The sequence below is a fragment of the Cronobacter sp. HA18006 genome (assembly GCF_011605445.1).
GTDB lineage: Bacteria > Pseudomonadota > Gammaproteobacteria > Enterobacterales > Enterobacteriaceae > Cronobacter > Cronobacter sakazakii.
This window is the reverse complement of the sequence record NZ_JAANQB010000011.1, coordinates 1188820-1208128: the sequence shown is the minus strand read 5'-3', so window position 1 is coordinate 1208128 and position 19309 is coordinate 1188820. Positions and strand designations below refer to the sequence as shown.

Genomic DNA, 19309 nt, shown 5'->3' with positions numbered 1-19309 from the left:
GAGAAATTATGTCATCACTAACCACATCCGGTGCGCCGAAGTCCTCATTCTCCGTGGGTCGCATCTGGGATCAGTACGGCATGCTGGTGGTCTTCGCTGTGCTGTTCCTCGCCTGCGCTATCTTCGTGCCGAACTTCGCCACCTTTATCAATATGAAAGGCCTGGGGCTGGCTATCTCGATGTCCGGGATGGTGGCCTGCGGCATGTTGTTCTGCCTCGCCTCCGGGGATTTCGACCTCTCGGTGGCGTCTGTCATCGCCTGCGCGGGCGTTACCACGGCGGTGGTCATTAACATGACCGAAAGCCTGTGGCTCGGCGTCGCGGCGGGCCTGCTGCTCGGCATTGTCAGCGGGCTGGTCAACGGCTTTGTTATCGCGAAGCTTAAAATTAACGCGCTGATCACCACGCTTGCCACCATGCAGATTGTGCGCGGCCTCGCGTACATTATCTCCGACGGTAAAGCGGTGGGCATCGAAGACGAAAGCTTTTTCACCCTCGGTTATGCCAACTGGCTCGGCCTGCCGGCGCCTATCTGGCTGACGGTCGCCTGCCTTATCGTGTTCGGCTTCCTGCTCAATAAAACCACCTTCGGGCGTAACACACTGGCGATTGGCGGTAACGAGGAGGCCGCGCGTCTGGCGGGTGTGCCGGTGGTGCGCACCAAAATTATTATCTTTGTGCTCTCAGGCCTGGTCTCCGCCGCAGCGGGTATCATCCTCGCCTCGCGCATGACCAGCGGCCAGCCGATGACCTCCATCGGTTATGAGCTTATCGTGATTTCCGCGTGCGTGCTGGGTGGCGTTTCTCTGAAAGGCGGCATAGGAAAAATCTCGTATGTGGTGGCGGGTATCCTCATCCTCGGCACCGTTGAAAACGCGATGAATTTATTGAATATCTCCCCGTTCGCACAGTACGTGGTGCGTGGCCTGATCCTGCTTGCGGCGGTGATTTTCGACCGTTACAAACAGAAAGCGAAACGCGTTGCGTAACGCATTTTCTCCCGCGTAATTCCCTCTAAAAACGCCTTCCGACCTGTTTTTTCAGACAGGCGGAAGGCGTTGCCGAATGGCGACACTCGTCACACTGTCTATACTTACACGGTCATTAAAACTATCAGATAACCTCAGGGTTAGCTGTTTAACCCGTAAGGAAGGAGGAAACACTGGTGGCCGAAGTGTTAGCTGTACCGCCCGTAACCCGCGAAAATCTGGCCTTTTTTTTCGACCTTGACGGCACGCTTGCCGACATCAAGCCGCACCCCGATCAAGTGTTCATTCCCTCCGATGTTCGTCGCCTGCTGCAAAAACTCGCCGACATGAATGACGGAGCTCTGGCATTGATTTCAGGACGTTCTATGACGGAGCTGGACCAGCTTGCCGCGCCGCATCGCTTTCCGCTGGCCGGGGTCCACGGGGCCGAGCGTCGTGATATCCGTGGTCAGAACCATGTCGTGTCGCTGCCGGAATCGCTGGTCGCACATCTGCATCAGCAACTGGAATCGGCGCTTGCACAGATGCCTGGCACGGAGCTTGAGGCGAAAGGCATGGCATTCGCGCTGCACTATCGCGGCGCGCCGGAGTATGAAGACCAGATTTTGGCGCTGGCGGAAGGCATCGCCAGCGAGCATAAGCAGCTGGGGCTGCAACCGGGCAAATGCGTAGTGGAGTTAAAACCGCTGGGCATTAATAAAGGCGCGGCTATCGAGGCATTCATGAAAGAAGCGCCGTTCGCAGGCCGCGTACCGGTTTTTGTGGGTGACGATCTCACCGACGAAGCCGGATTTTACGCTGTAAACCAGCTCAATGGCATTAGCGTCAAGGTCGGGCAGGGGGATACCCAGGCGAAGTGGCAACTCGCCGATGTCCCGGCCGTCCACGCGTGGCTGGAGCAATTAGTTCAAGAACAAGAAAAAAAAACGTCAAATAAAAGGAGAGAAGGCTATGAGTCGCTTAGTCGTAGTATCTAATCGTATCGCCCCGCCGGATGATAAAAAAAGCAGCGCCGGGGGCCTCGCGGTAGGGATACTGGGAGCGCTGAAAGCAGCAGGCGGCCTGTGGTTTGGCTGGAGCGGTGAAATTGGCAATGAGGATGCCCCGCTAAAAAAAGTCACCCGTGACAACATTACCTGGGCGTCATTCAACTTAAGCGAGCAGGATCACGACCAGTATTACAACCAGTTCTCCAACGGCGTATTGTGGCCTGCGTTCCACTACCGTCTGGATCTGGTGAACTTCCAGCGCGAAGCGTGGGAAGGCTATCTGCGCGTTAACAGCCTGCTGGCGGATAAACTCAAACCGCTCATTGAGCCAGACGATAATCTGTGGATCCACGATTACCACCTGCTGCCGTTTGCCAGCGAACTGCGTAAGCGCGGCGTGAATAACCGCATCGGTTTCTTCCTGCATATTCCGTTCCCGACCCCGGAAATCTTTAACGCCCTGCCGACCAACACCGAGCTGCTGGAGCAGCTGTGCGATTACGATCTGCTGGGCTTCCAGACGGAAAACGACCGCACCGCGTTCCTGGACTGCCTTGCGATGCAGACGCATCTCTCTACCAGTAGCGACGGCGAGCACACCGCCTACGGTAAAACCTTCCGCACGGAAGTCTACCCGATTGGTATTGAGCCTGAAGAGATTGCGCAGGCCTCCGCAGGCCCGCTGCCGCCGAAACTGGCGCAGCTTAAGGCTGAGCTTGCCAGCGTGAAGAATATCTTCTCTGTGGAGCGCCTCGACTACTCCAAAGGGCTGCCGGAGCGTTTCCAGGCGTTCGAGACGCTGCTGGAGAAATACCCGGAGCACCATGGCAAAATTCGTTATACCCAGATAGCGCCGACGTCGCGTGGCGATGTGCAGGCTTATCAGGATATTCGTCATCAGCTGGAAACGGAGGCAGGGCGTATTAACGGGAAATATGGCCAGCTCGGCTGGACGCCGCTCTATTACCTCAACCAGCACTTCGACCGTAAGCTGCTGATGAAGGTCTTCCGCTACTCTGACGTGGGCCTGGTGACGCCGCTGCGTGACGGGATGAACCTGGTGGCGAAAGAGTATGTCGCCGCGCAGGACCCGAAAAACCCGGGCGTGCTGGTGCTTTCACAGTTTGCGGGCGCTGCCAATGAGCTGACCGCCGCGCTGCTGGTTAACCCCTACGATCGCGACGATGTGGCGGCCGCCCTTGACCGGGCGCTGAAAATGCCGCTCGCGGAGCGTATCGCGCGCCACAGCGAGATGCTGGAGATTGTCCGTAAAAACGACATCAATCACTGGCAGGAGGCCTTTATTAAAGATCTAAAGCAGGTAACGCCACGTAGCCCTGAACGCGAGCTGCAAAGCAAGGTGGCGACCTTCCCGAAACTGGCGTAATACGCCGTCTGCGCTTCCCGGGCGCTCGCCCGGGAACGTCATCCTAATCGAGCGCCACCAGCAGAAGATCGGTTTTGCTGGTGGCGACAATTTTTTTCGACAAACAGACCGCTTTACTGAACAGGTTGTGATTGTGATTGCCGCAGATCACGAGATCGATGTCATCTTTTTCACATATATCGCGAATATATTCTCCAGGCTCTCCGGTAGCGATTATGGTTTTATTAATCGGATATCCGGCCTTGCTTTTCAGGTCTTCCAGAAACGTTTTCGTCTCTTCAAACATGATGTCGCGCAAATTTTCGAGCATTGGCGCTGACATTTGATTAAAGAGTTCCGGATCCGTGGCGATAGTAATAAGAGAGATTTTGCCGTTGACGGGTTTAACGATAGAGACCGCGCGGGTGATAAGCCGGTAGCTTTCTGGTGTCACCGCCACGGCAACGAGTACATGGGAATAGCTCATAGTGATGTCCTTTCGCCAGAGAGAACTGCAGGAAGCAGCCATAATGAAATAGTACGACGTACACGCCCCGAAAGAATGTGAAGCCGCTTTAATAACGGTGAAACACGGCTTTTGAATACATTAGCTATTCTTATCAAAGGAATAATTTAACCATTATTTCCGTTCTGTAACATCTTGTAACATAAGCGCAGGATGCATCCTGACACCGCTTTATCCCCTTTTCGTTCAAAAATGCATCATTAGCATGCTTCTTATTATTTGACGTAACTCACTGTTTTAAATAGGTAAGTTGATTTAAGTACTCCCCGGATAGTACTGTTTCTTTTATAGTGACCACCCGTGATCACGTGATGTTAAATAGTTGCAAATGTAAAGTATGGCCGACTGCTACACCGTAGTTAAGGGTGAATGAATATTCGGAATTTTACGCATTGCCAGGCGTCTGTTTGGTTAATTTTTATACAAAAGAAAAGCAATCCTGATGGTTTTTTAGTGACTTTTTCTGAAAATATGTGATACTCGTCACACTTTTTCCAAAATCTTTTCACAAGCACGTTGTGTGAACGGTGTCCGCCGAGTACGATTTGCTCGATTTAGGAAAAATCTTAAGCAAGTGTAAGGAAATGATGAAAGGCGTGCACGGAGCCTGCCAGGGACAATCGAATTTGACGGGAACACTGTTCACCGACAAGTCTGGTTTCACCGATGCATTTTGGCCGTAACGATTTATTTTTTTACCGGGATTTGCCCGGCGACATCACGGGGTGCGGCTTCGCCGCGTTAAAATAATAGTTTGTTATTGGATGGGAAAAATGCATACATCCGAGTTGCTGAAACATATCTACGACATCAACCTGTCATATCTGTTACTTGCACAGCGTCTGATCAGTCAGGATAAAGCGTCTGCGATGTTTCGCCTGGGAATTAGCGAAGAGATGGCGTCCACACTGGGCGACCTGACTCTGCCGCAAATGGTGAAACTGGCTGAAACGAACCAGCTTGTCTGTCAGTTCCGTTTTCAGGATCATCAGTCGATCACGCGTTTAACACAAGAATCACGCGTTGACGATCTGCAACAGATCCACACCGGTATTCTGCTCTCTACGCGTCTGCTCAACGAAGCCAGCGGCACCGAAGACGTCGCCAGGAAGAAAAGGGCATAACGTATGACCGACAAGAGCATTGTTCAGGAAGCCCGTGATATCCAGCTCGCCATGGAACTCATTACCCTTGGCGCACGTTTACAGATGCTGGAAAGTGAAACGCAACTTAGCCGCGGTAGACTCATCAAACTTTATAAAGAGCTGCGGGGCAGCCCGCCGCCAAAAGGTATGTTGCCCTTTTCCACGGACTGGTTCATGACCTGGGAGCAGAACATCCACGCTTCGATGTTCTGTAACGCCTGGCAGTATCTGCTACGCACCGGGTTGTGTTCAGGCGTTGACGCGGTTATCAAAGCGTACCGTCTGTACCTGGAGCAATGCCCGCAAGAAAACGAAGAAGGCCCGCTGCTGGCGCTGACCCGCGCCTGGACGCTGGTCCGTTTCGTGGACAGCGGAATGCTTGAATTATCGCGCTGCAACAGCTGCGGCGGTAATTTTGTTACTCATGCACACCAGCCGGTTGGCAGCTTCGCATGCAGCCTGTGCCAGCCACCGTCTCGCGCCGTAAAAAGACGTAAACTTTCGCGAGATGCTGCCGATATTATTCCACAACTGCTGGATGAACAGGTCGAACAGGCCGTTTAACCGGATAGGTGTGGAAAACCACTCCAGCAGCGGCCCAAAAGGCCGCTGCTTTTTTTTTCCTAACTGAAACCGGCAACGTTTTCTGCTCACCTGAACATCCTCGCCATAGCCAACAGCGGAAGGATGATGTCGTGCTGATTTTAATAGGTTACCTGGTCATTCTGGGAACGGTCTTCGGTGGTTACATGATTACCGGAGGAGAGCTTGGTGCACTCTATCAACCTGCTGAATTAATCATTATCGGCGGGGCGGGTGTGGGTGCGTTTATCGTCGGTAACAACGGGAAAGCCATCAAAGGCACGCTGAAGGCGCTGCCGCTGCTGTTTCGCCGTTCGAAATACACCAAAAGTATGTACATGGATCTGATGGCGCTGCTGTATCGCCTGATGACCAAATCGCGCCAGCAGGGCATGTTCTCGCTGGAGCGTGATATCGAGAACCCGAAAGAGAGCGAAATCTTCACCAGCTACCCGCGCATCCTGGCGGACAACACCATGCTGGAGTTCATCACCGATTATCTGCGTCTCATCATCAGCGGCAACATGAACACTTTTGAGATTGAAGCGCTGATGGACGAAGAGATCGAAACGCACGAAAGCGAGGCGGAAGTTCCGGCCAACAGCCTGGCGCTGATGGGCGACTCGCTCCCGGCGTTCGGGATCGTGGCGGCGGTAATGGGCGTGGTGCACGCGCTGGCGTCGGCTGACCGCCCGGCGGCAGAGCTCGGCGCGCTTATCGCGCACGCGATGGTGGGGACATTCCTCGGCATCCTGCTGGCTTACGGCTTTGTGTCGCCGCTTGCGACCGTGCTGCGCCAGAAGAGCGCCGAAACCACCAAAATGATGCAGTGCGTGAAAGTGACGCTGCTGTCGAGCCTTAACGGTTACGCGCCGCCTATCGCCGTAGAGTTTGGTCGTAAGACGCTCTACTCCAGCGAGCGTCCGTCCTTCACTGAGCTGGATGAACACGTTCGCGCGGTGAAATCGCCTAACCAGCAGCAGGTGACAGAAGACGCATGAAAAACAGCAACCACCCCGTCGTTATCGTAAAAAAGCGCAAGCATAAAGGCCACGGCGGCGGTTCGCACGGCTCGTGGAAAATCGCTTACGCCGACTTTATGACAGCCATGATGGCCTTCTTCCTGGTGATGTGGCTTATCTCCATCTCCAGCCCGAAGGAGCTGACGCAGATTGCGGAATATTTCCGCACGCCGCTGTCAGCCGCCATCACCGGCGGGCATCGCATCGCCGATAGCGAAAGCCCGATTCCGGGGGGTGGAGATGATGTCACGCAGTCGCAGGGCGAAGTGAAAAAACAAGAGCCGAATATCGACGAGCTGAAAAAACGCATGGAGCGTAACCGCCTGCAAAAACTGCGTGGCGATCTGGATCAGCTTATCGAAGCGGACCCGAAACTGCGTGCGCTGCGCCCGCATCTGCGCATCGATCTCGTGCAGGAAGGGCTGCGTATTCAGATTATCGACAGCCAGAACCGCCCGATGTTTAAAACCGGCAGTGCCGAAGTCGAGCCGTATATGCGCGACATTCTGCGCGCCATCGCGCCGGTGCTGAACGGGATACCGAATAAAGTGAGCCTGTCAGGCCACACCGATGATTTCCCGTACGCCAACGGCGAACGCGGCTACAGCAACTGGGAACTCTCGGCAGACCGCGCCAACGCATCGCGTCGCGAGCTGGTTATCGGCGGGCTTGATGATGGCAAAGTTCTGCGCGTGGTGGGCATGGCCGCCACGATGCGCCTGGCGGAGAAAGGCGCGAATGAAGCCCTGAACCGCCGCATAAGTTTGCTGGTACTCAACAAGCAGTCGGAAGATGCCATCGTGCATGAAAACGCCGAAAGCGAAAATGAGTCACTGAGCGTATTACAACAACCGGGCGCCGTCCCCCCGGCCTCAAACCCAACACCGTCCCAACCGGTTACGAGGTGATAGCGTGAGTATGGATATTAGCGATTTTTATCAGACATTTTTCGATGAGGCCGACGAACTGTTGGCTGACATGGAGCAGCATTTGCTCGATCTGGTGCCCGAAGCGCCCGATGCCGAACAGCTAAATGCCATATTCCGCGCCGCGCATTCCATCAAGGGTGGCGCGGGAACCTTTGGCTTCACCATCCTGCAGGAAACCACCCATCTGATGGAAAACCTGCTGGATGAAGCACGTCGGGGTGAAATGCAACTCAACACCGACATTATCAACCTGTTTTTGGAAACCAAAGATATTATGCAGGAACAGCTTGACGCTTATAAAAGCTCTTCGGAGCCGGACGCAGCCAGCTTTGAATACATCTGTCAGGCACTGCGCCAACTGGCGCTCGAAGCCAAAGGCGAAGCGCCTGCGGCGGCGGCGAAACTCTCTGTTGTTGAAACAGAAACCGCGGCACCTGCGGCCAGTGCACCCACGGATGGCGGCAAGCTGCGCATAAAGCTTGGCAAACTCAAAGGCAATGAAATCGAACTCCTGCAGGAAGAGCTCGGTAATCTCGGCGCCTTAAGCCAGATTGAAAAGGGCGCCGATCACCTGATCGCTACTCTTGAAACCAGCGCCAGCGCAGATGACATCACCGCGGTGCTCTGCTTTGTCATCGAAGGCGATCAGATCGAGTTCCTGCCGCTGCCTGCCGCTGATGAAGCGCCTGCTGTCGCGGCCGCGCCGGTGGTTGAAGCCGCGCCTGCGCCTGTGGTCGCCGCACCGGTCGCGAAAGCGCCTGCCGCCAGCGCCCCACGCGCCGAGCAGAACAAACCGGCCCGCGAAAAAGAAAACACCAGTATTCGTGTAGCGGTGGAGAAAGTTGACCAGCTGATAAACCTGGTGGGCGAGCTGGTTATTACCCAGTCGATGCTCCAGCAGCGCTCCAATGAGCTTGACCCGGTCACCCACGGCGACCTGATCACCAGCATGAGTCAGTTACAACGTAACGCCCGCGATCTGCAGGAATCGGTGATGTCCATCCGTATGATGCCGATGGAATACGTCTTCAGCCGCTTCCCGCGTCTGGTGCGCGATCTGGCGAGCAAACTTGGCAAGCAGGTTGAACTGACCCTGCAGGGCAGCTCCACCGAACTCGACAAGAGCCTGATTGAACGCATTATCGACCCGTTAACGCACCTGGTGCGTAACAGCCTCGACCACGGTATCGAATCGCCGGAAAAACGCGCCGCTGCGGGTAAATCCCCGGTGGGCAACCTGATCCTCTCCGCAGAACATCAGGGCGGCAACATTTGCATTGAAGTGACCGACGACGGCGCTGGCCTCAACCGCGAGCGTATCCTTGCGAAAGCGATGTCTCAGGGCATGGCCGTCAGTGAAAGCATGACCGATGACGAAGTGGGCATGCTCATCTTCGCGCCAGGCTTCTCCACGGCAGAGCAAGTGACCGATGTTTCCGGTCGCGGCGTCGGCATGGACGTGGTGAAACGTAACATTCAGGAGATGGGCGGCCATGTTGAAATCGCCTCCCGTCAGGGCCAGGGCACGACGATTCGTATCCTGCTGCCGCTGACGCTGGCTATCCTCGATGGCATGTCGGTTAAGGTAAACGAAGAAGTCTTTATTCTGCCGTTGAACGCGGTCATGGAGTCGCTGCAGCCGCGTGAAGAAGATCTGCATCCGCTGGCAGGCGGCGAGCGCGTACTGGAAGTGCGTGGCGAATATCTGCCGCTGGTGGAGTTGTGGAAAGTCTTTGATGTGCAAGGGGCGAAAACCGAAGCGACGCAGGGCATTGTCGTTATCCTGCAAAGCGCCGGTCGCCGTTATGCACTGCTGGTCGATCAGCTGATTGGTCAGCACCAGGTCGTCGTGAAAAACCTTGAGAGTAACTATCGCAAGGTGCCGGGTATTTCGGCCGCCACGATCCTGGGCGATGGTAGCGTGGCGCTGATTGTTGATGTATCCGCGCTGCAAAGTTTAAACCGTGAGCAACGTCTGGCGCCGACCGCCGCCTGAAGCCACTATCGTAGAAAAGGTAAGTAATATGACCGGTATGAGCAACGTCACTAAACTGGCCGGCGAGCCGTCTGGCCAGGAGTTCCTGGTATTCACTCTGGGCGACGAAGAATATGGTATCGATATTCTGAAAGTGCAGGAGATCCGCGGTTACGATCAGGTAACCCGTATCGCCAACACGCCGTCTTTCATTAAAGGCGTCACCAACCTGCGCGGTGTTATCGTGCCTATCGTTGACCTGCGCGTGAAGTTTGAGCAGGGCGATGTGGAATATAATGAAAACACCGTGGTTATCGTACTGAACTTCGGCCAGCGCGTGGTCGGTATCGTGGTGGATGGCGTCTCTGACGTGCTGTCTCTCACGGCCGAGCAGATCCGCCCGGCGCCGGAATTCGCTGTGACGCTCTCCACAGAATACCTGACAGGCCTCGGCGCTATTGGCGAACGCATGCTGATTCTGGTACACATTGAGAAGCTGCTCAACAGCGAAGAGATGGAGCTGATTGACAGCGCAACCGCCCGCGTGGCGTGACAACAAGAAAAGCAGTGGCACGGGGCGCGAAAGCGCCCCTTTTTTTCGCCTGTTCACAGGCGAAGGAGGAGCCTGACGACATCGCACCGACAGAGAAAAGAGCCGCACTACAGGGAGAGCAGACATGATGCAGTGCGCAACGTCTCTCAGGCGGCTCGGACTGGCCGCCGCGTTTTGGCTGACCACAGGCAGCGCCTGGTCGGCCGGCAATATGCTTATCTGGCCCATCGATCCTTACCTCGCGCCCGGCGACAACGCGGCGGAGTTGTGGATTCAGAATCAGGGCGCCACGCCGATGACCATGCAGGTGCGCATTGTGCGCTGGCGGCAGGAGGGCGGCAACGAGCGCTACCAGCAGCAGCAGGATGTGGTGGCAAGCCCACCGATTGTACGTATCGACGGCGGTAAAAAGCAGCTCATCCGCCTGATAAGCCAGGCGCAGATCCCGACGGGCGTCGAGCAGGCGTACCGTATCGTGGTGGATGAGATCCCGCAGCCCACCGAGCCTGGCAAACCGCAGCTCGGCCTGAAACTGCAAATGCGCTATTCGATTCCGCTTTTCGCGTACGGCCAGGGCGTCGCCACCGAGCGTGCGGGCACGCATCACGCTTATTTACAGCCGGAAAATCTCTCCTGGCGGGTCGTCAGAGATAACGGCCAGCCCGCGATTGAAATTGCCAACCGGGATCAGATCCACGCGCGCATCAGCAAAGTGACGGTACAGCAGGGCGGCAAATCTCGCGTGCTGGCGGAAGGATTGCTGGGTTATGTGTTGCCAGGCCAGACGCGCATCTTTCCGCTGCCAGCGGGCGTGTCGCAGCCCACGCAGCTTAGCGCCTCCGTCAATGCCCGCGAGGGGACATGGCAGGCCGCCGCCCGGTGAGTCGTCGGGGGGTGATAATCAGCCTGCTGTGTGTCGTCTCTCCCGCCGTTTATGCGCTGGAAGGCGACGACGCGCTGCCGCCGCCGCCGGACGCGCAGGCTATCGACCGCCAGGCGGTGTTTCATCTGTCGCTGGTGGTGAACTATTACGATACCGGGCTGGTGGTGCCGGTAACGCGGCGCGGCGGCGCGATGTGGGTCTCGTCGGCCGATTTGCAGCGCGCCGGGCTGCCGGGCGATAAACTCCCGCAGGGCGAGGTTAACGTTGATGCGCTTCCGCAGGTGAAAAGCCGCTACGACAGCACGGGTCAGCGTTTGTTGCTGACGGTACCGACCGACTGGGTGCCCGCGCGCACCGTGGCGCTCGGCGAGCAGGAGCGACGGGTGCGCCCGCGCGCCAGCAACGGGGCGGTGCTCAATTATGATTTTTACGCCAGCGACACCAATCACGGTCTGCGTCAGGCGTCGCTCTGGCACGAGATGCGTCTGTTTGGCAATGCGGCCTCGTTTTCCACGACCGGGGCGTTACGGGAAGTGTTCCGCGGTTATCCGGGGCAGGATGAAGGCTATATGCGCTACGACACCGTGTTTAACAGCACCAACGATGACAGCGCCTGGAGCTGGTCGCTGGGCGATGTTATCAGCGACAGCCTGAGCTGGAGCAACAGCGTGCGCATGGGCGGCATTTCGGTCGGTCGCGATTTCTCGCTGCGTCCCGATCTCATCACCTATCCGCTGCCCGCGTTCTCCGGCGAGGCGGCGGTGCCCACCACGGTAGACGTGTTTATCAACGGCTACCGCTCCGGCTCGACCGATCTCGCCCCTGGCCCCTTTACGCTCACCAATCTGCCTTATATTAACGGCTCGGGTGATGCGGTGCTGGTCACCACCGACGCCCTGGGCCGCCAGGTCTCCACTACGCTGCCGTTTTACGTGGCAAGCGAGCTGCTGAAACCAGGCTTAAGCGATGGCTCGTTCAGCGCGGGCGCGCTTCGCCGCAACTACGGCGTGAAAAATTTCGATTACGGTCCGGCGGCGGCGAGCGGCTCCTGGCGCTACGGGATGACGGATTTCTGGACGCTGGAAACCCACGGCGAAGCGGCGGAAAAGCTTAAGCTCGGTGGCGTCGGGTCGCTGGTGAAGCTCGGCCGCTTCGGTGTGGTCAACGGCGCGGGAAGCTGGAGCAAGATGCGCGATAACAGCGGCCAGCAGTGGAACTGGGGCTATCAGTACAACACGGCGGGTTTCAGCATCTCTACCCAGCAGACCCGCCGCACGCGCGGGTTCGGCAACCTGGCGCTCTACGATCAGCCCGTGCGCTACGATCAGTATCAGGAGCCTATCATCACCTTAAGCCGCTCCAGCGCCCAGTATGCGCTGACGCTTAATATGGGCGCGGCGGGCAGCGTCGGCGCGGCCTGGATTGACGTGCAATCCTTTAACCGCGACCACACCCGGTTGCTGAACCTCTCGTGGAATAAAACGCTGTGGAACAGCAGCCTTTATCTGGCCGCGAGCCACGATTATGAAGGGCGCGACTGGACGTTCGCGCTCTCGCTGCAAATCCCGCTCGGCGAGCAGAGCTCGGTGGCGCTCAGTGCCGAGACCACGCCGGAGAGCGGCTCAACCCAGCGCGTTAACTTCAACCAGGCGATGCCAAGCGACGGCGGATTCAGCTGGAACCTCGCTTACGCCAGGCAGTCGCGCGATGACAACTATCAGCAGGCGACGCTCGGCTGGCGCAACAACCACATTGAGACGCAGGGCGGGATCTACGGCCAGACGAAAAACCTCACGCGCTGGGCCGAGGCCACCGGGTCTGTGGTGACGATGGACGGTGAACTGTTTGCGGCAAACCAGATCAACGACGCCTTCGCGGTGGTCAGCACTGACGGCCAGCCGGGTGTAACGGTGAACTTTGAAAACCAGCCGGTCGGGGAGACCGACGAGGAAGGCTATCTGCTGGTCAGCGGCGTAACGTCCTATTACCCGGCCACCTACAGCATCGACGCGCTGAATCTGCCTGCCGATACCCGCATCCGTGATACCGAACGGCGCATCGCGCTGCGGCGTAACAGCGGTTATCTGGTGACCTTCCCGATGGAGCAGGAGCGGGTGGCGAGCGTGATTTTGCATGACGAAAACGACCAGCCGCTGCCGGTATCAAGCCAGGTGTTTCGTGATGATCGCCCCACAGCGGTGGTGGGGTACGACGGTATCGCCTGGCTTGAGGATATTGGCGGGGTGAATCCGCTGCGCGTCACGAAACCCGATGGCAGCACTTGCCGCGTCACGCTGACGGTGAGCTCGTCACGCTCGCATCGTCTGGAAACCTATGGTCCGCTCATTTGTCGCGAGGGTACGCCATGATTCGTCTGCTGCTGATGATTCTCCTTGTTGTGGCAAGCCTGCCTGCGCTGGCGGATTGTCGCGTCAGCGGCACCGGCGCGGCCTACGGCAGCCAGACGTCATTTGTGATTAACAGCACCGTCCAGACCACGACGGCGACGCTGACGCTGGATTGCGACTCAGTGTTGAACGTGCTCAATAATGACTTCGTGACCCTGACGCTGACCGGTGCCACCACAACCGCCGGCACCCGCGCCACGCTCGGGCGTAGCGGTGATACCACCGACCGCATTCCCGTTCAGGTTTGCGCCCAGAGCGGCTGCCCGTCCGGCAGTGAGCTTGCCATTAACGGCAGCTACCGCTGGACCGGGCAGTCGCTTCTGAATCTCTTAACCAGTAAACGTTACACCTTCCCGATCTATATCCGCACATTACAAGGGCAGAACGTCGCGGCGGGTGCCTATCAGGTGACGCTCAATTTCAGCGTGAACTACAGCATCTGCGCGGTCGGCATTGCGGTCTGCCTGACGCCGCAGAACGGCACGTCAACCTTCACAAGCCTGGTGACGCTCACCGTCACCAACGATTGCAGTACGATCACCGCGCCGAATCTGAATTTCGCCAGCGCGCCGCTGGTGAAAGACTTCGCGCCGGTGTCGCAAACCATCGCCATCACCTGCACCAAAGGCAGCACCTATACCGTTGGCATCAATAACGGCAACTATGCCGTAGGCAGCGTGCGCAATATGGCGAGCGGCACTAACCGTCTCAGCTATGAGATTTATAAAGGCAGCACCGCGAACCGCTGGGGCGTCAGCGGCACCGAACGCTGGGCCAGCGACACGCCCACGCAGGTCAGCAGCGATGGCCTGCTGAAATCCTATCAATACACGGCGCGTATCCTTGCGACCCAGAACACGCCGCCCGCAGGCAGTTACACCGATACGCTGGTGGTGGACGTGGCGTTCTGAGTCCGCCGCCGACTAACGCAAATTTCCTTTACACAACGATAAAGTTCCCCCAGGCCATGCCGATAACCCCTTCAGGAACCAGAAGGAAGGTGTCGCATGTTGAATCGTATCCGCGTTGTCTCACTGTTGATGATGGTGCTGGTGGTCTTCGCACTGCTGCAATTCATTTCCGGTGGGATGTTTTTTTCGTCGCTGAATGAAAACCAGCAAAGTTTCGCCGCGTCGCACCAGCTGCGACTGCAACAGGCGCAGCTCAACCAGTCGTGGAACCTGCTGCTGCAGACCCGCATCAACTTAAGCCGCTCAGCGGCGCGGATGATGATGAATGCGAATAACCAGCAGAGCAGCGCGAAAACCGATCTGCTCAACACGGCGAAAAAAGTGCTGGCTGAAGCGGATACCCACTTTAACGCCTTTAAAGCCGTGACGGTGGATGTACCGGAGATTAACGCCGCCGCGGGCGACGTCGAGCAGAGCTATCGCGATTACTACCAGGCGCTGAGCGAACTGGTGCAGTACCTGGAAACCGGCAACATGGACGCCTACTTCGCGCAGGCGACGCAGGGCAAACAGAACGCGCTGGAAAAAGCCGTTATGCGCTATGACGACGTCAACGTGCGTCTGGCACAGCAGGCCTGGGACGAGAGCCGCAGCGATTTCCGTGTGGCCCAGTGGCAGACCGGCATTCTGGCGGTTCTGGTGGTGCTGGTTATCGCGCTGGTGTGGTACGGCATCCGTCACGTTCTGCTCAAACCGCTGGCAGGGGTTATCCACCATATTCGCGAGATTGCGGGCGGCAACCTGACCGAAACCATTACGGTTACCGGGCGTAACGAGATGACGGAGCTTTCCGCGAGCGTTCAGCATATGCAACAGGCGCTGATCCAGACGGTAAGCACCGTGCGTGAAGGCACCGATGCGATTTACAGCGGCACCAGTGAAATCGCCGCGGGCAATACCGATCTCTCTTCACGTACCGAAGAGCAGGCGTCCGCGCTGGAGCAGACCGCCGCCAGTATGGAAGAGCTGACCGCGACGGTGAAACAGAACGCCGAAAACGCCCGTCAGGCATCGCAGCTGGCGCTGAGCGCGTCGGAAACCGCGCAGCGCGGCGGCAAAGTGGTGGATGGCGTGGTTAACACCATGCATGACATCGCCGCCAGCTCGAAAAAGATTTCAGACATTACCAGCGTCATTGATGGCATCGCCTTCCAGACCAACATTCTGGCGCTGAACGCCGCCGTGGAAGCGGCGCGGGCAGGGGAGCAGGGCCGCGGGTTCGCGGTGGTGGCAGGCGAAGTGCGCAACCTCGCGAGCCGCAGCGCTCAGGCGGCCAAAGAGATTAAGGCGCTGATTGAAGATTCCGTTTCGCGCGTCGATTCCGGCTCCGTGCTGGTAGAAAGCGCGGGCGAAACGATGCAGGAGATTGTCGGGGCAGTCACGCGCGTCACCGACATTATGGGCGAGATAGCCTCTGCGTCCGATGAACAGAGCCGCGGCATCGATCAGGTGGCGCTGGCGGTTTCCGAAATGGATCGCGTGACGCAGCAAAACGCCTCGCTGGTGCAGCAGTCCGCCGCTGCCGCGAGCGCGCTGGAAGACCAGGCAAGCCGCCTGTCGCAGGCGGTCGCCGCCTTCCGTCTCGCGGCATCGCGTGCCAGCGTCCCGCGCAGCGTCCAGACGGCCGCGCCGGTGAGCGCCAGCCTGACGCCCGTAACGGCAAGTCAACCGGCCGTTGCAAGCCAGGACAACTGGGAAACGTTCTGAACAGGCTCCGGTCTTTGACCGGCTAAGGAAACAAGGATGGGGTACCGAAGGGCAACGCTGTCGGCCGTTTTTGGGGCAAGGGCGCATGGCGCTACAGCGTGGGATGCACCGCACAGTGCATCGGCACAACCGAACCGTATCGGCCGCGTGCAGCATGGCGCGTCCGAGAAGAAAAAAGTTTCAGTCTTAAACCTTGAACACGGCTTTTGTAAGCGTAACAAGATGGCCGCACCCCCGTAAGGGGTGCCAGTAACACTCTGACTGTGAAGAAGAAGGCAACATGACATCATCCATGCCTGCTGGGCAAACGTCATTATTAGTACAGATGACACAGCGCCTTGCGCTGTCCGACACCCACTTCCGTCGGATATGTCAATTGATATACCAGCGCGCCGGGATCGTGCTGGCCGAACATAAGCGGGACATGGTTTACAACCGTCTGGTTCGTCGTCTGCGCACGCTCGGGCTGGATGATTTCGGACGCTATCTCAGCATGCTGGAGGCCAATGCCAACAGCGCCGAGTGGCAGGCGTTTATCAACTCGCTGACCACCAACCTGACGGCGTTTTTCCGGGAGGCGCATCACTTCCCGGTGCTGGCGGAACACGCGCGTAAGCGTTCGGGCGAGTACCGTGTCTGGAGCGCCGCGGCGTCGACGGGCGAGGAGCCCTACTCCATCGCCATTACGCTTGCCGATACGCTCGGCACCGCGCCTGGCCGCTGGAAAGTCTACGGCACGGATATCGATACCGAAGTGCTGCAAAAAGCACAAAGCGGAATTTACCGGCAGGAGGAGCTGAAAACCCTCTCGCCGCAGCAGATGCAACGCTATTTTATGCGCGGCACCGGGCCTCACCAGGGGCTGGTGCGCGTGCGTAACGAACTGGCGAACCAGATTGAGTTCGCCTCGCTGAACCTGCTTGATAAGCAGTACAACGTACCAGGGCCATTTGACGCGATTTTCTGCCGCAACGTGATGATTTATTTCGATAAAGAAACACAGCAGGAGATCCTCAAACGCTTTGTTCCGCTGCTGAAGCCAGGCGGTCTGCTGTTTGCAGGCCACTCGGAAAACTTCAGTAACCTCAGTCGGGAGTTCTCGCTGCGCGGTCAGACGGTGTATGCCCTGAGTAAGGAAAAAGAATGAGTAAAATCAGAGTGTTGTCAGTAGATGATTCGGCGCTGATGCGTCAAATCATGACCGAAATTATCAACAGCCACAGCGATATGGAGATGGTGGCGACGGCGCCGGACCCGCTGGTGGCGCGCGATCTGATTAAGCAGTTCAACCCGGATGTCTTAACGCTGGATGTTGAAATGCCGCGCATGGATGGCCTCGATTTCCTGGAAAAACTGATGCGTCTGCGTCCGATGCCGGTGGTCATGGTCTCTTCGCTGACGGGAAAAGGCTCTGAAGTGACGCTGCGCGCGCTGGAGCTGGGCGCGGTGGATTTCGTGACCAAGCCGCAGCTTGGCATTCGCGAAGGGATGCTGGCCTACAGCGAACTGATTGCCGATAAAGTGCGTACCGCCTCGCGCGCGCGAATTTCCGCCCGCCTGCCGGACGCGGTGCCGAAAACGCTGAAAGCAGGCCCGCTGTTGAGTTCGGAAAAACTGATTGCCATTGGTGCCTCCACGGGCGGCACCGAAGCGATTCGCCATGTGCTCCAGCCGCTGCCGCTCTCAAGCCCGGCAGTACTGATTACCCAGCACATGCCGCCTGGATTTACCCGTTCTTTCGCCGAGCGACTGAACAAGCTGTGCCAGATTAGCGTGAAAGAAGCCGAAGACGGCGAGCGCGTGCTGCCGGGCCATGCCTATATCGCGCCAGGCGATAAGCATATGGAGCTCGCGCGCAGCGGCGCTAACTACCAGATAAAAATCCACGACGGGCCGCCGGTTAACCGGCACCGTCCGGCCGTGGATGTGTTGTTTCACTCCGTAGCCAAACATGCGGGGCGCAACGCGGTGGGCGTGATCCTCACCGGGATGGGCAACGATGGCGCGGCGGGAATGCTGGCGATGCACCAGGCGGGCGCCTGGACCATCGCCCAAAACGAAGCGAGTTGTGTGGTGTTCGGCATGCCGCGTGAGGCCATCAATATGGGTGGCGTCAGCGAAGTCGTCGATCTAAGCCAGGTCAGCCAGCAGATGCTGGCGAAAATCAGTGCCGGACAGGCAATACGTATTTAACGAGGAGTACAGTTTTTATGGCGGATAAAGATCTCAAGTTTCTGGTTGTGGATGATTTCTCCACCATGCGCCGCATTGTACGTAACCTGCTCAAAGAGCTGGGTTTTAACAACGTAGAAGAAGCGGAAGATGGTGTGGATGCCCTCAACAAACTGCAGACCGGCGGTTTCGGTTTCGTGATTTCCGACTGGAACATGCCCAACATGGATGGTCTTGAGCTGCTCAAAACCATTCGCGCCGACGGTGCTATGGCGTCCATGCCGGTACTGATGGTGACGGCGGAAGCCAAGAAAGAGAACATCATCGCGGCAGCGCAGGCAGGCGCCAGCGGCTACGTGGTGAAACCGTTCACGGCGGCGACGCTTGAAGAAAAACTGAGCAAGATTTTCGAAAAACTCGGCATGTGAGGACAGGCAGATGACGGCATCGATAAAACCGACTGACGAGCATTCGACTGGCGACATTATTGTCCGTATCGGCAGTCTTACCCGCATGCTGCGTGACAGTCTGCGCGAGCTGGGGCTTGATCAGGCGATTGCGGAAGCGGCGGAAGCTATCCCGGACGCGCGCGACCGTCTGGATTACGTGGTGCAGATGACAGCGCAGGCCGCCGAACGCGCCCTGAACTGCGTCGAGGCTTCGCAGCCTCACCAGAACAAACTGGAAAGCGACGCGAAAGCGTTGAGCGGCCGCTGGGACGAGTGGTTTGAGAACCCGATCGAACTGAGCGACGCGCGCGAACTCGTGACCGACACCCGCCAGTATCTGGCCGAGGTTCCGGACCATACGAGCTTCACCAACGCCCAGCTTCTGGAAATCATGATGGCACAGGATTTCCAGGATCTGACCGGTCAGGTGATCAAGCGCATGATGGATGTTATCCAGGAGATTGAGCGCCAGCTTCTGATGGTGCTGCTGGAGAACATGCCGGAGCCGAACGCGCGCGCCAAGCGCCCGAACGACAGCCTGCTCAACGGCCCGCAGCTGGACGCCACCGCCGCAGGCGTCGTGGCAAGCCAGGATCAGGTCGACGACCTGCTCGACAGCCTGGGGTTCTGATCCCCGCTAACC

General features: G+C 57.7%; 18 protein-coding genes. 17 read left to right on the top strand and 1 reads right to left on the bottom strand.

Features of this window, described 5'->3' with window-relative positions:
• The first annotated feature begins 5 nt into the window (after positions 1-5).
• From araH to otsA, 3 genes are all read left to right on the top strand, one after another.
• Positions 6-989, top strand: coding sequence for an arabinose ABC transporter permease AraH (araH, locus tag G9X48_RS07455; protein ID WP_029039203.1), 984 nt, complete (start codon positions 6-8; stop codon positions 987-989).
• Positions 990-1165: 176 nt separating this feature from the next.
• Positions 1166-1966: a trehalose-phosphatase gene (gene otsB, locus G9X48_RS07450; RefSeq protein WP_063264514.1), complete on the top strand. Its 801-nt coding sequence runs from the start codon at positions 1166-1168 to the stop codon at positions 1964-1966.
• Positions 1941-3365, top strand: a complete 1425-nt coding sequence (gene otsA / locus G9X48_RS07445; RefSeq protein ID WP_097641383.1) for an alpha,alpha-trehalose-phosphate synthase — start codon at positions 1941-1943, stop codon at positions 3363-3365. Before otsB ends, otsA begins: the two co-directional genes overlap by 26 nt.
• A 43-nt stretch (positions 3366-3408) precedes the next feature.
• On the opposite strand, the gene uspC is transcribed toward otsA, so the two are convergent.
• Positions 3409-3831 carry a universal stress protein UspC gene (gene uspC / locus G9X48_RS07440; RefSeq protein ID WP_007868796.1) on the bottom strand — a complete coding sequence of 141 codons (423 nt, stop codon included), beginning with the start codon at positions 3829-3831 and terminating at the stop codon, positions 3409-3411.
• Positions 3832-4643: 812 nt separating this feature from the next.
• On the opposite strand from uspC, the gene flhD reads away from it, so the two are divergent.
• The 14 genes from flhD (at position 4644) to cheZ (ending at position 19297) form a co-directional block, all read left to right on the top strand.
• A complete protein-coding gene (flhD, locus tag G9X48_RS07435; protein WP_004384886.1) occupies positions 4644-4994 on the top strand; it encodes a flagellar transcriptional regulator FlhD in 351 nt (116 codons plus the stop codon).
• Positions 4995-4997: 3 nt separating this feature from the next.
• On the top strand, positions 4998-5579 hold the full coding sequence (flhC, locus tag G9X48_RS07430; protein ID WP_004384887.1) for a flagellar transcriptional regulator FlhC: 582 nt from the start codon (positions 4998-5000) through the stop codon (positions 5577-5579).
• Between the two features lie 131 nt (positions 5580-5710).
• On the top strand, positions 5711-6598 hold the full coding sequence (gene motA, locus G9X48_RS07425) for a flagellar motor stator protein MotA (RefSeq protein ID WP_004384888.1): 888 nt from the start codon (positions 5711-5713) through the stop codon (positions 6596-6598).
• Entirely contained in the window at positions 6595-7527 is a 933-nt protein-coding gene (gene motB / locus G9X48_RS07420; protein ID WP_007776016.1) for a flagellar motor protein MotB, read from the top strand. The genes motA and motB overlap by 4 nt, the downstream gene beginning before the upstream one ends.
• Before the next feature lie 10 nt (positions 7528-7537).
• Positions 7538-9544 (top strand): chemotaxis protein CheA, encoded by a 2007-nt coding sequence (gene cheA, locus G9X48_RS07415; protein WP_032988423.1) that lies wholly within the window; start codon positions 7538-7540, stop codon positions 9542-9544.
• A gap of 28 nt (positions 9545-9572) precedes the next feature.
• Positions 9573-10076, top strand: coding sequence for a chemotaxis protein CheW (gene cheW, locus G9X48_RS07410; protein WP_004384891.1), 504 nt, complete (start codon positions 9573-9575; stop codon positions 10074-10076).
• A gap of 124 nt (positions 10077-10200) precedes the next feature.
• Positions 10201-10959 (top strand): molecular chaperone, encoded by a 759-nt coding sequence (locus tag G9X48_RS07405; RefSeq protein WP_007850878.1) that lies wholly within the window; start codon positions 10201-10203, stop codon positions 10957-10959.
• Positions 10938-13328 (top strand): fimbria/pilus outer membrane usher protein, encoded by a 2391-nt coding sequence (locus G9X48_RS07400; protein WP_063264512.1) that lies wholly within the window; start codon positions 10938-10940, stop codon positions 13326-13328. The genes G9X48_RS07405 and G9X48_RS07400 overlap by 22 nt, the downstream gene beginning before the upstream one ends.
• Complete coding sequence (locus G9X48_RS07395; protein ID WP_004387881.1) at positions 13325-14278, top strand: spore coat U domain-containing protein; 954 nt, start codon at positions 13325-13327, stop codon at positions 14276-14278. Before G9X48_RS07400 ends, G9X48_RS07395 begins: the two co-directional genes overlap by 4 nt.
• 96 nt (positions 14279-14374) lie before the next feature.
• The gene (gene tar, locus G9X48_RS07390) at positions 14375-16045 is read left to right on the top strand and encodes a methyl-accepting chemotaxis protein II (RefSeq protein WP_097641384.1); all 1671 of its coding nucleotides are present in this window, start codon (positions 14375-14377) and stop codon (positions 16043-16045) included.
• Between the two features lie 280 nt (positions 16046-16325).
• Complete coding sequence (cheR, locus tag G9X48_RS07385) at positions 16326-17192, top strand: protein-glutamate O-methyltransferase CheR (protein WP_004388324.1); 867 nt, start codon at positions 16326-16328, stop codon at positions 17190-17192.
• Complete coding sequence (locus tag G9X48_RS07380; protein WP_004388325.1) at positions 17189-18238, top strand: chemotaxis response regulator protein-glutamate methylesterase; 1050 nt, start codon at positions 17189-17191, stop codon at positions 18236-18238. Before cheR ends, G9X48_RS07380 begins: the two co-directional genes overlap by 4 nt.
• A gap of 17 nt (positions 18239-18255) precedes the next feature.
• Complete coding sequence (gene cheY, locus G9X48_RS07375; protein ID WP_004388326.1) at positions 18256-18645, top strand: chemotaxis response regulator CheY; 390 nt, start codon at positions 18256-18258, stop codon at positions 18643-18645.
• 10 nt (positions 18646-18655) lie between these two features.
• Entirely contained in the window at positions 18656-19297 is a 642-nt protein-coding gene (gene cheZ, locus G9X48_RS07370) for a protein phosphatase CheZ (RefSeq protein WP_004388327.1), read from the top strand.
• Positions 19298-19309 lie beyond the last annotated feature (12 nt).